General features: G+C 72.6%; 12 protein-coding genes. 7 read left to right on the top strand and 5 right to left on the bottom strand.

Annotation, left to right across the window (positions count from 1 at the left end; genetic code table 11):
* Positions 1 to 21 precede the first annotated feature (21 nt).
* The 5 genes from ACGFML_RS30655 to ACGFML_RS30635 all read right to left on the bottom strand — a co-directional run bounded on the left by ACGFML_RS30655 (position 22) and on the right by ACGFML_RS30635 (position 6,105).
* Positions 22 to 1,431 carry a M20/M25/M40 family metallo-hydrolase gene (locus ACGFML_RS30655; RefSeq protein ID WP_393548879.1) on the bottom strand — a complete coding sequence of 470 codons (1,410 nt, stop codon included), beginning with the start codon at positions 1,429 to 1,431 and terminating at the stop codon, positions 22 to 24.
* The gene (locus ACGFML_RS30650) at positions 1,424 to 2,257 is read right to left on the bottom strand and encodes a M55 family metallopeptidase (RefSeq protein WP_393548878.1); all 834 of its coding nucleotides are present in this window, start codon (positions 2,255 to 2,257) and stop codon (positions 1,424 to 1,426) included. Before ACGFML_RS30650 ends, ACGFML_RS30655 begins: the two co-directional genes overlap by 8 nt.
* A gap of 261 nt (positions 2,258 to 2,518) precedes the next feature.
* Complete coding sequence (locus tag ACGFML_RS30645; protein WP_393548877.1) at positions 2,519 to 4,843, bottom strand: ABC transporter permease; 2,325 nt, start codon at positions 4,841 to 4,843, stop codon at positions 2,519 to 2,521.
* Between the two features lie 3 nt (positions 4,844 to 4,846).
* Positions 4,847 to 5,602, bottom strand: coding sequence for an ABC transporter ATP-binding protein (locus ACGFML_RS30640; RefSeq protein WP_393548876.1), 756 nt, complete (start codon positions 5,600 to 5,602; stop codon positions 4,847 to 4,849).
* Positions 5,599 to 6,105: a PadR family transcriptional regulator gene (locus ACGFML_RS30635; RefSeq protein WP_393548875.1), complete on the bottom strand. Its 507-nt coding sequence runs from the start codon at positions 6,103 to 6,105 to the stop codon at positions 5,599 to 5,601. Before ACGFML_RS30635 ends, ACGFML_RS30640 begins: the two co-directional genes overlap by 4 nt.
* Positions 6,106 to 6,344: 239 nt before the next feature.
* Here ACGFML_RS30635 and ACGFML_RS30630 point away from each other — a divergent pair, with 239 nt between their 5' ends.
* The 7 genes from ACGFML_RS30630 (at position 6,345) to ACGFML_RS30600 (ending at position 14,691) form a co-directional block, all read left to right on the top strand.
* Complete coding sequence (locus tag ACGFML_RS30630) at positions 6,345 to 7,616, top strand: ABC transporter substrate-binding protein (RefSeq protein WP_393548874.1); 1,272 nt, start codon at positions 6,345 to 6,347, stop codon at positions 7,614 to 7,616.
* Between the two features lie 200 nt (positions 7,617 to 7,816).
* Complete coding sequence (locus ACGFML_RS30625; protein WP_393548873.1) at positions 7,817 to 9,589, top strand: glycoside hydrolase family 13 protein; 1,773 nt, start codon at positions 7,817 to 7,819, stop codon at positions 9,587 to 9,589.
* Between the two features lie 148 nt (positions 9,590 to 9,737).
* The gene (locus tag ACGFML_RS30620; RefSeq protein WP_393548872.1) at positions 9,738 to 11,081 is read left to right on the top strand and encodes an ABC transporter substrate-binding protein; all 1,344 of its coding nucleotides are present in this window, start codon (positions 9,738 to 9,740) and stop codon (positions 11,079 to 11,081) included.
* An 11-nt stretch (positions 11,082 to 11,092) separates the two neighbouring features.
* Positions 11,093 to 12,493, top strand: coding sequence for an ABC transporter permease subunit (locus ACGFML_RS30615; protein ID WP_393548871.1), 1,401 nt, complete (start codon positions 11,093 to 11,095; stop codon positions 12,491 to 12,493).
* Positions 12,490 to 13,371, top strand: coding sequence for a carbohydrate ABC transporter permease (locus ACGFML_RS30610; protein ID WP_393548870.1), 882 nt, complete (start codon positions 12,490 to 12,492; stop codon positions 13,369 to 13,371). Before ACGFML_RS30615 ends, ACGFML_RS30610 begins: the two co-directional genes overlap by 4 nt.
* Before the next feature lie 117 nt (positions 13,372 to 13,488).
* Positions 13,489 to 14,154, top strand: coding sequence for a TMEM175 family protein (locus tag ACGFML_RS30605; protein ID WP_393548869.1), 666 nt, complete (start codon positions 13,489 to 13,491; stop codon positions 14,152 to 14,154).
* Positions 14,155 to 14,184: 30 nt separating this feature from the next.
* Positions 14,185 to 14,691, top strand: a complete 507-nt coding sequence (locus tag ACGFML_RS30600) for a cupin domain-containing protein (RefSeq protein ID WP_393548868.1) — start codon at positions 14,185 to 14,187, stop codon at positions 14,689 to 14,691.
* Positions 14,692 to 14,710: the final 19 nt, after the last annotated feature.

Here is a 14,710-nt window from a genome sequence, read left to right as displayed (position 1 = left end):
GTCCGCAAAGTCCGGACACCCCTAGGCCCGTCTGAGGAAATGGTCGAGGACACGGACTCCGAAGTGCAGAGCCTCGACCGGCACCCGCTCGTCCACGCCGTGGAACAGCGCCTGGTAGTCGAACCCCTCGGGCAGCTTGAGCGGCGAGAAGCCGTAGCCGGCGATGCCCAGCCGGGAGAACTGCTTGGCGTCCGTGCCGCCGGACATGCAATACGGCACCACATGGCCCTGCGGATCGAACCGCTCGACCGCGGCGCGCATCGCGGCATACGTCGGTGAGTCCAACGGGGCCTGGAGCGCCACCTCGCCGTGGTGGTAGTCCCAGGTCACCTCGGGGCCGGTGAGCGCGTCCATGGTCGTGCGGAACTCGGCCTCGCCGCCGGGCACGACCCGGCCGTCCACATAGGCGACGGCGCTGCCCGGGATCACGTTGATCTTGTACCCGGCCTCCAGCATCGTCGGGTTGGCGCTGTTGCGGACCGTCGGCTCGACCAGCTTGGCGCACGGGCCGAGCTTGCTCAGCAGCGCATCGACGTCGAAGCCGGGCGCGGTGACGTCCACGTCGATGTCGTGCAGCGCGGCCAGTTCGTGCAGCGCGGCCCGCACCGTCGGGGTGAGCCGCACCGGCCAGGTGTGCTCGCCGATCCGGGCCACGGCGGCGGCCAGCCGGCTGACGGCGTTGGCGTGATTGACCTTGGAGCCGTGGCCCGCCTGCCCCTGAGCGGTCAGCTTCAGCCAGGCCGTGCCCCGCTCCCCCGCCGCGATCGGATACAGCCGCATCCCGCCGCCCCCGTGGAACGTGAACGCACCGGACTCGCTGACGCCCTCGGTGCAGCCCGCGAACAGATCGGGGTGGTGGTCGGCGAGGAAACCCGAGCCGTCATCCGCGCTCGCCTCCTCGTCGGCGGTGAAGGCCAGCACGATGTCGCGCCGCGGCCGGACCCCCGCCCGGGCCCATCGACGGGCGACCGCGAGCACCATCGCGTCCATGTTCTTCATGTCGATGGCGCCGCGGCCCCAGACCACGCCGTCACGGACCTCCCCGGAGAACGGGTGCACACTCCAGTCGGCGGGCTCGGCGGGCACCACGTCCAGATGGCCGTGCACCAGCAGGGCGTCCGCCCCCGGGTCCGTGCCCGCGATCCGGGCGACGACGTTCGTGCGACCCCTGGTGCGCTCCAGCAGCGTCGGTTCGAGACCGGCCCCGGCCAGCCGCTCCGCGACGTACTCCGCGGCCGGGCGCTCCCGGCACGCGCCGTCACCGGCGTTGCTCGTGTCGATGCGGATCAGCTCGGAGGTGAACCGCACCACTTCGTCGAGAGCCTGCTGGTCCACCGCGCCGGCGGGGCCGGAGCGGTCGGTGGGGACGGGCCGGTCGGCAGGGCCGGGGCGGCCGCTGGACGCAGTGTGGTCGGCCGGACGGTCAGCCATATTGTTCCTCCACGGCGGACGAGACGACGGTGGTGACCGCCTTGAAGCACCGGATGGCTTCGTACATCTCCTGACTGGTATACGCGACGCGACGCTCTCCGCTGCGCTCCACGCCGGGCACGCACGTCGCCGCGCCCACCAGATGCTCCGCGTCGAATTCCAGCTCGAAGCGGTACGGGCCGCGCCGCACCGGCTCATGACGCAGGGCCAGCGCCGCACCCTGCTGCGCCGCGGCCCGGATGTCGGCCGCCGTGCGCGCCGGGGGCCGGCACACCGCGGCATAGCGCGACACATAGTCCTTGACGGCCACCCCGGGAGCCTGCGGCGCGTAGCCCAGCGCGTCCTGACACGTCCGGTCGTCCCCGGTGACCAGCACCACCGGCACGCCGTACTCGGCCACCACAAGGGAGTTGAGATACCCCTCGCTGGCCCGGGTGCCGTCGACCCAGACCCCGGTGAGGGTGTTCGCCAGATAGGTGTGCGCGAGGACCCCCTCGGTGCCCGCGCCGGTGTGGTAGCCGACGAAGGCGATCCCGTCGACATCGCCGTGCTGGACGCCCTCGACCATGCTCAGCGACTTGTGCCGTCCGGTGAGCATCTGCGCCCGCTCGTCGAGCTGCTCCAGCAGCAGATTGCGCATCGTCCAGTGCGCTTCGTTGACGAGCACCTCATCGGCACCGCCGTCGAGGAAACCGGCGATCGCCGCGTTCACATCGGAGGTGAACATATGCCGGCAGCGCTCCCACTGCGGCGTCCCCGGCAGCACATCGGCGGGCCAGGTCACGCCGGTGGCGCCTTCCATGTCCGCGCTGATCAGGATCTTCATGCCTCGTCACGTTACGCGGCCCCGAACACCCGGGCCAGAGCTGTGGATAACTCCGGAGGTCCAGACCAGTGAAGGTGTACCCGGGTGGCTCAGAGCGGGGCCGCACCGGTCGCTCGCGGGCCCGGCGGCACCCCCCGGAGCGGCCGGACCTCTCCGGCACGGGGCCCACAGCCACCCTCCCGTCGCCGTCGCCACAGCCGCCCGGCGCAACGCGCCGTCGCCGCCCTGAGCCCCCGCGCTCCTTCCCCCCCCCGCGCTCCCTCAGGCCACCGCGCTCGCCGAATCCGCGAGCTTGCGCCGTGTCGCACGGACGGCCGGCAGGAGACAGGCCGCTCCGGCGACCACCACGGCCGCGCCGTCGACGAGCAGCAGGGTGCGCAGGTCCGGCCCCTGGGCGATGCCCGTGCCCCAGCCGCTGGCGCTGCCCTGGAGATCGATGAGCCACTCGGAGGCGGCGACACCGAGCACGCTGCCCAGCAGGGCGGCGGCCAGCGTGATGAAGACGGTGGCCGCGACGATCACCGCGGCGATCTGGCGCGGGCTCAGGCCGACGGCCCGCAGGGCGAGCAGGTCGCGGCTCCGTTCGCGTACTCCGGCAGCGACCGTCGTCGACAGCTCGGCCAGGCCGATCAGTACGAGGACCGCGATCAGGCCGATGATGACGGCGCGGACCGCCGAGAGCTGCCCGGCGGGGTTGGGGATCTCCCGGAGTTCGAGGCGGCCGGCGGACGCGTCGGCCAGGGCGTCGCGGACGGCTGCCGGGTCGGTGCCGTGGCGGAGGACCAGGTGGTAGAAGTCCGGGTGCGGTGCCGTGGCGCCGTCGCGGAGGGTGTCCAGCCCGGTGGAGACGACCCGGCCGCCGTCGGCCGGTTCGATGCTGCGGCCGACGATGTGCAGGACGTGCGGCTCTCCGGCGACGGTCATGCGGACCCAGTCGCCGACGTGGGCGTCGAGAAGGTCCAGGAGGCCCTGTCCGGCGACCGCCTCGTCCGGGCCGCGGGCGGCGCGGCCCTCCGCGACGGTGAAGGGGTAGGGGTGCGCGTGGGTGCCCAGGCCGCGCAGCGTGATGGTCCCGGTCTGCCCGGGCACCAGGGCCTGGACCTCGGCACCGGGATAGGCGGTGACCCCCGGCCGGGCGGCGAGGAGTTGGCGCAGCTCCCGGTCGCCCAGGCTGTCGGAGCGTGCCGTGAGAGCGGCGGGCAGGCCGACGCTCTCGGGGTGGCCGGTGAAGCGGTCCAGGGTGGCCCAGGTGCCGAGGGCGATGGTGACGAGCAGCAGCGGGACGGCCAGCCGGGCCACGGCCGCCGCGGCGCGCAGCGGACGGTGGAAGGCGCTGCGCCAGCCGAGCACCAGGGCCGGGGGGACACGGAGGCCGAGCGCGCGCCGGGTCGAGCCGGACGCCCGGCGGCCGGAGGCCACCGCGGCGCGGGCGACGGGCACCGGGGGCACCCGCCCGGCCCGCCACGCGGCCAGCCAGGTCGCCGACCCGATGAAGACCACCACGCCGGCGCAGACGGCGGCCGGGAGCCAGGCGTGTTCGGGAAGGTCCCGCCACAGGGCCAGCGCCTCCCCGATGCGGCCGGGCGCGAGCGGGCCGAGCACCTGTGTGAGCAGGGCGCCGAGGGTGACGCCGATCAGGGCGAAGCCCAGGTGCAGGACGAGGAACATGCGGACCACCTGGCCGGGGGTGAAGCCGATGGCCTTGAGGACGGAGATGTCCCGCAGGTGGCCGTGGATCCGGGTGGTGATGGCGCCGCCCACCGCCAGGGCCGCGGCCAGCAGCGCACCGAGTCCGAACAGGGCGAGCAGCCGGCCCAGGAGCTGGTTGTCACCCGCGGCCTCGGCCTCGGCCTGGCGCCAGGTGGAGACGTCGGTGATCTGGTCGGCGCCGAGCCTGGTGACCGCCCGCTGGACGACGTAGTCGGTGTCGTCGGGGTCGGCGAGGCGCAGGCCGACGGTCCGGCCGCGCTGGTCGCGGTCGGCGTCCGAGGCCGCGAGCGTCGTGGGAAGCACCCATGCCGCCCCCGGGGTCTCGCCCGCCCGGAAGGCGACCTCGGCGGTGTCGGCGACACCCACCACCCGCAGGGGTGCGGCGAACCCGCCGAGCGCGATGGAGTCGCCGGGCTTGGCCCACATCGCGCGGGCCACCGAGCTGTCCAGGACGATGCCCCGGCCGGCGCCCGCACGGTTTCCGCAATCGCGGGCCGCATCGAGCCAGCGGCCCGCGGCGATCCGCGGGGCAGCGGTGCCGGGACGGTGCGGTGTGCCGCGCAGCTCCAGCGTCGCCCTGGAACCGCCGAGTCGCAGACTCGCGGTGGTGCGGACCGTACGGAAGGGGCCGGAGGCGGCCCGTACCTCGTCCAGACCGGCCAGCGACGCGGTGGGGGCGTCGGCCCGGGTGTGGATCCAGACGTGGGCGCCGGAGGTCTGGGTGAAGACCCGCTGCCAGGGGTCGGCGGCGTACGCGAAGAGGGCGGAGGCGAGCAGCAGCGAGACGGTGATGCCGGCCGTCGCCAGCACGACGAGGACGGCCGCGGGGCGGTGTGCCCGCAGATGGGCCCGGGTCCAGCGGGCCGCTGCTCGCACGGGTCAGCCCTTCAGCTTCAGCACGTCGGTCACGTCGGCCCCGGAGGACCCGCCGCCCAGGTGCACGTCGTCGGCCACCTGACCGTCGAAGAAGCTGATCACCCGGTCCGCGGCGCTCGCCATCCGGGCGTCGTGGGTGACCAGGAGGATGGTCTGGCCGCGCCGGTGGAAGCGGGCCAGCAGTCGCAGCACCTCCCGGGTGCCCTTGCTGTCCAGGCTTCCCGCGGGCTCGTCGGCGAGCAGCAGGCTGGGGGCGTTGACCAGGGCGCGGGCCAGGGCGACGCGCTGCTGTTCGCCGCCGGAGAGCTCGCCCGGGGTGCAGTTCTCCTTGCCCGTCAGGCCCAGCTCCTCGAGGAGTTCGGTGCGGGCGGCGCGGGCCTTCTTCGGGGCGCGACCGGCCAGCAGCGCGGGGAGTTCGACGTTGTCGGCGACGGTGAGGTTGGAGACGAGGTTGAAGAACTGGAAGACGACGCCGATGTGGTGACGGCGCAGCGCTGCCCAGCGGGCCTCGCTGACGGCGTCGACGCGGCGGCCGTCGAGCCAGAGGGCGCCGCTGTCCGGCCGGTCGAGGCCGCCGAGGAGGTGCAGGAGAGTGGATTTGCCGGCGCCGGAGGGCCCGGTGACGGCGACGAATTCGCCGCGTTCGATGGTCAGGTCGACGCCCCGAACGGCCCGGACCGGCGCGGCACCCTCCGGCCGGTGGGTCTTGACCAGGCCGACTGCCCGCACTATCGGGCCGGACGGCTCGGTCTGGTTCATTCCCACTCCTCTTGGCAGCGCTCCAGCCAGTCGAGGTCCGCCTGCAGATGGAGCATCGCGCCCTCGATCAGCAGTTGCGCGACCCGGTTGTCCCGGTCCTCGGCCGCGGCGAGCCTGGACAGGTCGCGCATGGTGTTGAGGTAGTGGCGGCGCTGCTTGTTGATCAGGGCGATCTGGTGGGCGGTCCCGGTGTGCGGGGCCAGGGCGAGCTTCATGAAGAACTCGTCCCGCACCCGCGGTTCGGCGGTGGATTCCTCGAACCACGCGTCCACCGCCTCGCGTCCCGCCGCGGTGATCCGGTAGATGCGTTTGTTCGGGCGATCCGTCTGCTCGACGTCCTCCCCTTCGATCAGGCCCGCCTTCTCGAGCCTGCCCAGGGTGACGTAGATCTGGCCGACGTTCGGCTGAGGGTATGCCGCGCCCAGGAGGTTCTCAAGGGCCTGCTTGAGTTCATAGCCGTGTGCGGGGCCGCTGACCAACAGCGCCAGGAGTGGCAGCCGCACGCTCTCCCTCTCCCTCTCCGCCCGTGGTGGTCGGTCCGTCGCCGTCGACCGGTCCGGGCTCGTCCGGCCGGGGGGCCGGTTCGCCGTCGTATATTCCTGCAGAGCCGCGGCGTACGGCAGCTCTTCCCGCATTCCTGCGGCACTTTCCGCGGGACCTAGTATCCCCGCATGGCTAACAGGTATACAGGGGGCCTACCGTCGGGCCGGTGACTCGTCGGTGCCGGCGCGAGGAGGAGCCCATGCGGTGGAAGCGTGCCGCGGGCCGGGCTCTGCTCGTGTGCTCGCTGCTGGTCGGGGGCATGTCGGGTGCCCGGGCGGATGAGCCGCGCGCCGACGCGGACGGGCGCGGCCCGGTGACCCTGGTCACCGGCGGCGATCTCACCGGCTATCTGCGCGGAGTGCTCGACGGCTGGAACGCCCGTCATCCCCGGGAGCGGGCCACCCTGGTCGAGCTGCCGGACGCCGCCGACGAGGTACGGGCGCAGATGGCCACCGAGCTGCGCTCCGGCAGCGACCGCTTCGATGTGCTGAACATCGACGTGGCGTGGACGTCGGAGTTCGCGGCCGCGGGGTGGATCGCGCCGGTGGACGGGCGACGGTTCCCGCTGCGCCGCTTCCTGCCGCCGGTGGTGGACACCGCCACGTTCCGGGGACGGCTGTACGCCGTGCCGTATGTGACGAATGCCGGACTTCTGTACTACCGCAAGGATGTGCTCGCCCGAGAGGGCGTCCGACCGCCGCGCACCTGGGCCGAGTTGGCGCGGCTGGCGAGGACGGTCGCGCCCAAGTACGGACTGGACGGTTACGCGGGGCAGTTCCTGCCGTACGAGGGGCTGACCGCCAACGTCGTCGAGGCGGTGCAGTCGGCGGGCGGCACGGTGCTGGCGGGCGACGGCGCACGGGTCACGGTGGATTCGGCGGCGGCGCGGCGCGGACTGGCGTTCCTCCTGGACGGGGTGCGCGAGGGGTGGATCCCGCGGCGGGCGTTGACCTTCAAGGAGGAGGAGTCCCGGCGGGCGTTCCTGGACGGCAGGCTGCTGTTCCTGCGGAACTGGCCGTACGCGTACGCGCTCGCCGGCCCGGGGGCCTCGAAGGTGACCGGAAAGGTCGGCACGGTGCCGCTGCCGGGCCCGGACGGGCCGGGGTCCAGCGTACTGGGCGGCTCCAATCTGGCGGTCAACCGCCATTCGCGACACCAGAGGACGGCGGCCGACCTGATGTCGTACCTGACGTCCGAGGCGGTGCAGCGCCAGGTACTCACCAAAGGGGCGCTGCCACCGGTGTGGGCCGGTCTGTACGAGGAGCCGGCGCTGGTGCGGCGGTTCCCGTACCTGCCGACGCTCAGGCGCAGCGTGCTGACCGCCCGGCCGCGACTCAAGAGCCCCCGGTACGACCAGGTGAGCCTGGCGGTTCAGGCCGTGATGCACGACGCGCTCGCGCACGGACGGAGCACCGGCGCGACGGTCGACCGACTGGACCGGGAGCTGCGGGCCATCGTCGGTCGCAGTTGATCAACTTCTTGCTTCTAGTTACACGTTAAGTAGCTCGCGGCCTTCACTTACCTCACCAAACCCGGGCATATCTCTGTCATTTTCGACAGTTTCGTTGACACCCAAATGACACGCCTACTTAACATGCATGCATACCAACGACCTGACCGGCGAACTGCAGGCCGCTTCGGCATGCTCGGGCAAGAACGGGAACACGGCAGATGCTCACCACCTCCGCAGGGAACGGCCCCTCGGTCGGACTCGCACCTTCTCCCTCCCCGGCACCGGACACCGCTCCGGACGCGTCACAGCGCTGGTGGCGGGATGCGGTCATCTACCAGGTGTACGTCCGCAGCTTCCGCGACACCACCGGCGACGGCATCGGCGACCTGGCGGGCGTCCGCACCGGCCTGCCGTACCTCAAGAAGCTCGGGGTGGACGGCCTGTGGCTCAGCCCGTTCTTCCGCTCCCCCCAGCACGACCACGGCTACGACGTCGCCGACTACCGCGCGGTGGACCCCGCCTACGGGGATCTCCCGGAATTCGACCGCCTGGTGGCCGACGCCCACCGGCTGGGCCTCAAGGTCCTCCTGGACATCGTCCCCAACCACTGCTCCAGCGAGCACCCGTGGTTCCGCGCCGCCCTGGAGGAAGGGCCCGGCGGCCCGGCCCGCGCGCGCTTCCACTTCGCGGCGGGGCGCGGGACGGACGGTGAGCTGCCGCCCAACAACTGGCGGGCGATGTTCGGCGGGCCCGCCTGGTCCCGGGTCACCGAGGAGGACGGGCGGCCCGGCCAGTGGTACCTCCACATGTTCACGCCCGAGCAGCCCGACCTGAACTGGCGCAACCCCGAGGTCGGCGCGGACTTCGAGAAGGTGCTGCGCTTCTGGCTGGACCGCGGCGTCGACGGGTTCCGCATCGACGTCGCGGCGGGGCTCTTCAAGCACCCCGACCTCCCCGACTCCCCCGACCCGGCGGCCGACGAGCGGACCCGCGACTCGGTCAACCCCCTGGCCTGGAACCAACCCGAGGTCCACGAGGTGTGGCGCGAGTGGCGGGCGCTGTGCGAGGAGTACACCGCGCAGGACGGCCACGACCGCCTGCTGGTCGGCGAGGTCTCGGTCCGGACCCCGAACGAACAGGCCGCCTATGTCCGCGCCGACGAACTGCACCAGGCGTTCTTCTTCCACCTCCTGACCGCGCCGTGGGACGTCGACGTCTTCCGTACGGTCATCTCCGAGGCGCTCACCGATATCGCCGCCACCGGCTCCACCGTCACCTGGGTGCTCAACAACCACGACCAGGTGCGGACCGTCACCCGCTACGCGACCGGGCCCGACGACCGGACGAACGGAGCGGGCGCGGCACGGGCCCGCGCCGCCGCGCTGCTGATGCTGGCGCTGCCCGGGGCCGCCTACGTCTATCAGGGCGAGGAACTGGGCCTGCCGGAGGTCGACGACCTGCCCGACGAGGTCCTGACCGACCCGATCTTCCACCGCACGGGCAGCCGCCTGCACGTCCGCGACGGCTGCCGGGTGCCACTCCCCTGGTCCGGTACGGCCGCCCCGTTCGGCTTCAGCGCACGGGCCGCCGACGCGGCGGCCGGGAGCGCGGGGAACGGGAGCGCGGGCACCGGGAGTCCGGAGGCCGGGGGCGCGCACACCTGGCTGCCGCAGCCCGCGGCGTTCGCCGGGCACACCGTGGACCGGGCGGTCGCCGACACAACCTCGTTCTGGCACCTGTACCGCGAGGGGCTGCACCTGCGCCGCACGCTCCCCCAGCTCGGCGAGGGCACCCTGCGCTGGCTGGACTCCCCGCCGCAGGTGCTGGCCTTCGTCCGTGGCGACGGGCTGGTGTGCGCCGTCAACTTCGGCACCCGGCCGGTCCCCGCCCCCGTCCCGGGCAGCCCGCTCCTGGCCAGCGGCGCATGCCCGGCGGGAACGCTCCCCGGCTCCACCGCGGCCTGGTGGATGCACCCGCCCGCCGCCCGATAGCCGCCGCGGCGCACGCCGCGCCCACCCCACTCCCCGGCGCCTCCGCCGGCGTCGCCGGGCCCCAGCGCCCGGCGGCGTGGCACACCCCGCGCCACGCGAACACCCCGCCCCACCGACGCCTTTCGCCCTTCGACCGATGGGAACCCCGATGAGACACATCCCGGTACGCCACCCGCGCACCACCCGCACCGCCATATCCGGCGCCGTCGTGCTCGGCCTCGCACTCACCGCGACCGCCTGCGGCGGCAACGTCTCCCCCGGGGGCGGCCATCAGGAGCTCAGCGGCCAGTCGCTGACCGTCGCCGGTGTCTGGACCGGCGTGGAGCAGAAGAACTTCAAGCAGGTGCTGGACGCGTTCGCCGAGAAGACCGGCGCGAAGGTCTCCTTCTCCTCCACCGGCGACAACGTCTCGACCGTCGTCGGCAGCCAGATCGAAGGCGGCAACGCCCCCGACGTGGTCATGGTCCCGCAGGTCGGCGTGCTCCAGCAGTTCGCCAAGAAGGGCTGGCTGACGCCCCTCTCGGCGGAGGTCGGCGCCCAGGCCGACAAGAACTACGCGCAGGTGTGGAAGGACTACGGCACGGTCGGCAAGACCTACTACGGCCTGTACTTCAAGGCGTCCCACAAGTCGACGGTCTGGTACAGCCCGGAGGCGTTCTCCCAGGCCGGCGTCAAGCCCGCCGGGACCTTCGACGACCTGCTCAAGTCCGGCCGTACGCTGTCCGATTCGGGCGTACCGGCCTTCGCCGTCGCGGGTGAGGCGGGCTGGCCGCTCACCGACTGGTTCGAGAACATCTACCTCTCGCAGGCCGGCGCCGCGAAGTACGACAAGCTCGCCGCCCACAAGATCCCCTGGACGGACCCCAGCGTCGTCAAGGCGCTGACCACCCTCGGCAAGGTCTTCGGCGACAAGAACCTGGTGGCCGGCGGCGGATCGGGCGCGCTGCGCACCGACTTCCCCGAGTCCGTCCAGCAGGTCTTCGGCCCGCAGCCGGAGGCCGGCATGGTCTACGAGGGCGACTTCGTCGGCGCGCTGGTGAAGGACGAACTCAACAAGGAGGTCGGCAAGGACGCCAAGTTCTTCCCCTTCCCCTCGGTCGACGGCGGCAAGGCACCGGTGGTGAGCGGTGGTGACGCCGCCGTGGTACTCAAGGCCGGGAAGAACAAGAAGGCCGCGATGGAGCTGGTGAAGTTCCTGGCCGGTCCGCAGGCGGCGGGCATCTGGGCCAAGGCGGGCGGCTACATCTCGCCCAACAAGAGCGTGCCGGCCGGCGACTACCACGACCAGGTCACCCGCAAGGCGGCCAAGTCGCTGACGGACGCCGGGAATTCCGTGCGCTTCGACATGTCCGACCAGGCCCCCGCGGCCTTCGGCGGCACCCAGGGCGCCGGCGAGTGGAAGGCGCTCCAGGACTTCCTGCGCGACCCCTCGGACCCCGAGGCCACTGCCCACAAGCTCGAGGCCGCCGCCGCCAAGGCCTACCGCAGCTAAGGGACACCGCCATGCCAGTCACCACTCCCCCGGCGCCGCCCACCGCGGCCCGCGGCACCCGGCCCGTCCCGGACGGCTCACCCGGCCGGGACGGTGCCCCCGGGCGGCGCGCCGTCCGCCGCCGCCGGCACATCGCGGCTCTCTTCCTGCTGCCCGCGCTGCTGCTGCTGGGCGCGCTCGTCGCGTACCCCATCGTCTTCTCCGTCGTCCGCAGCCTGTACGACGCCTCGGGCACCACCTTCGTCGGCGCCGACAACTACACGCAGATGTTCCAGGACCCGGCCACCCTCCGCGCCATCCGCAACAGCGCCGTCTGGGTCGTGTTCGCCCCCGCGCTGCTGACCGGACTCGGCCTGGTCCTGGCCGTACTGACCGAGAAGATCCGCTGGAAGACGGCGTTCAAACTGCTGATGTTCATGCCGATGGCGATCTCCTTCCTCGCCGCCGGCATCATCTTCCGCCTCGCCTACGAGCAGGACCCGCAGCGCGGCGTCCTCAACGCCGTCACCGTCGGCATCCACAACAGCTTCCAGGACGACGGCGCCTCCTTCCCCACCGCCAAGACGCGCATCGGCGACAAGCAGCTGACGAAGGCGCACGACGGCTCCTACACCACGGCCCGACGCACGGGTCCGGGGAAGACCGTCGATCTCGCACTGGTGGGCGTGGCCCCCAAGGACCTGCCGCCGCAGGCCCGCCCCGCCGCGGGCGCCGCGCGGACCCAGGCCGGTGCGGGCGAGCTCCGCGGCGCGGTCTACCTCGACTTCACGCCCGGCGGTGGCGGCCGGCCGGGCGTCGTGGACGGCGCGGAGAAGGGACTGCCCGGCCTCACCGTCGAGGCCGTCGACACGCACGGCAAGGCGGTGGCGCACGCCACCACCGGCCCGGACGGCGCCTACCGGCTGGCGGACCTCGCGCCCGGCTCCTACGCCCTGCGGCTGCCGGCCGCGGACTTCGCCCCGCCCTACGAGGGCGTCTCCTGGCTGGGCCCGGCCCTCATCACCCCCGCCATCATCGGCGCGTACATGTGGATCTGGACCGGCTTCTCCCTCGTCCTGATCGGCGCGGGGCTCTCGGCGATGCCCCGGGACATCCTGGAGGCCGCCCGGATGGACGGCGCGAACGAGTGGCAGGTGTTCCGCCGGATCACCGTCCCGCTGCTCGCGCCCACCCTGGGCGTGGTGTTCGTGACCATGGTGATCAACGTGATGAAGGTCTTCGACCTCGTCTACATCATCGCCCCCGGCCCCGTGCAGCAGGACGCCAACGTGCTGGCCCTGCAGATGTGGCTGGTCTCCTTCGGCGGCGGCAACAACCAGGGCCTGGGCAGTGCCCTCGGCGTCCTCCTGCTGCTCCTGGTGGTCCCGGCCATGGCCCTCAACATCCGACGCTTCCGCAGGAGCCAGTCATGACCACCCTCCAGCGGGCCGCCGCGCCCCGCGCGCGCAAGACGGCACGGCCGGCGAAGCGGCTCACCACCAGCCTGATCCAGGCGCTGCTGCTCCTCGTCGGACTGGTCTGGCTCACCCCCGCCGCCGGGCTCTTCCTCTCCTCGCTGCGGACGGAGGAGGCGAACGCGGGCAGCGGCTGGTGGCAGGCGTTCACCGCGCCCGGCCAGCTGTCGTTCGACAACTACGCGGCGCTGCTGAAGGACTCGGGCATCGTCCAGGCCTTCTGGAACACCGTGCTGATCTCGGTGCCCACCACCGTCGCCGTCGTGGTGATCGCCGCACTGGCCGGATACGCCTTCGCCTGGCTGGACTTCCCCGGCCGGGACTGGATCTTCCTGCTGGTCGTCGCGATGCTGGTGGTGCCCGTCCAGATCGGGCTGCTGCCGGTGGCCAAGATGTTCGGCGCGCTCGGGCTGTTCGGCTCCATCCCCGGCGTGGTCCTCTTCCACACCGCCTACGGCCTGCCCTTCGCAGTCTTCCTGCTGCGCAACTTCTTCGCGGAGATCCCCAAGGAGATGCTGGAGGCGGCCCGGATGGACGGGGGCGGGGAGTGGCGGATCTTCTCGCAGCTCGTACTGCCCCTGGGGCGGCCCGCGATCGCCAGCCTGGCCATCTTCCAGTTCCTGTGGGTGTGGAACGACATGCTCGTCGCGCTGCTCTTCGCGGACAACGCCTCGCAGCCGCTGACGGTGGCCCTGCAGTCGCAGATGCGGCAGTTCGGCAGCAACATCGGGGTGCTGGCGCCCGGCGCCTTCCTGTCGCTGATCGTGCCGCTGATCGTGTTCTTCGCCTTCCAGCGGCAGTTCGTCCAGGGGATCATGGCCGGCTCGGTCAAGTAGCCGGTACCCGATCGCCGGACCGCCGGAGGCCGGCCGTCCGGCGATCGGGTGAGGATTCGGCGCACGGTACGGAGCGGTGCCCGGGCGACCGGCGTGCCGGCTCCGTACCGTGGCCGCGTGGCGGCGACCGGAGGGGGCGAAGGAGGGGACGGGACGGCCGGGACCGGGCGCCCGGACCGGCTGATCGCCCTCTCCGACGGCATCTTCGCGATCGCCATGACGCTGCTGGTGCTGGACGTCTCGGTGCCCGAGGCGCTGAACGACCGGGCCTTCGAGGACGCCGCGCGGCAGCTGTGGCCCAAGCTCGCCGCCTACGCGTTGAGCTTCACCATCCTCGCGGCGTTCTGGCGCGACCACCGCCAGATCTTCCGGCACGTACGGCAGCTGGACCCCCTGCTGGAGCGGCTGACGCTGCTGGGCCTCGGCGCGATCGCGCTGCTGCCGTTCCCGACCGCCCTGCTCTCCGAATACTCCGGGCACCCGGTCGCGGTCGCGGTGTACGCGGGCGCCATCGCCGTCATCGACGTGCTGCACCTCGCGCTCTTCCACACCGTGTGGCGCCGCGCGCACCTCCGGGCGCGGCCGGTCGACGACCGGTTCGGCCGGAGCCTCACCGTCGACCTGGGCACCACCGTCCTGGTCTTCGGGGTGTCGGTGCCGGTCGCCTTCGTCTCGCCCGCGGTGGCGATGTGGCTCTGGGCGACGCTGGTGCCGCTGAAGTTCTGGCAGGGGCGGCACGGTCTTGCGGCGGGCGGGACGGACAATGGACCCGGCACCCCCTGACCGGCCCGACGAGGAGGATCACCGATTCCCATGACGTCGCACGACGCGTTCCACCCCGACCTCCCGGACGACGGCCCGCGGGACACCGAGAGCTCCCTGCCGCTGCGCGCCCGGCTGCACCACATCCGGGCCGGCGCACTCGACGGCGACACCGCCCAGACCGGCGGGATGCGGCGCTTCTCCGCGATCAGCGGGCGCACCGTCGGCTCGGAGCGCATCTGGATGGGGCAGACCCATGTCGCGCCGGGCACCGCCTCCGCCGACCATCACCACGGCGCCTCCGAAACGGCGATCCATGTCGTCAAGGGGCACCCGGAGTTCGTCTTCCTCGACGACTCGGGCGGCACCCCCGAGGAGGTCCGGCTCCGCACGTCGCCCGGCGACTACGTCTTCGTCCCGCCGTACGTCCCGCACCGCGAGGAGAACCCGAGTCCGGACGAGGAGGCCGTCGTGGTGATCGCCCGCAGCACCCAGGAGGCCGTCGTGGTCAACCTGCCGGGGCTGTACGTCCACGGCCACCGGCCGCCCGCCGGCTGACCTCCACCCCGGCGCCCGC

Origin of the sequence: Streptomyces sp. NPDC048650 (genome assembly GCF_043199095.1) — a bacterium.
Taxonomy (GTDB): domain Bacteria; phylum Actinomycetota; class Actinomycetes; order Streptomycetales; family Streptomycetaceae; genus Streptomyces.
Note: the sequence above shows the minus strand (reverse complement) of the source record. Positions and strands in the feature narration are given on the sequence as shown.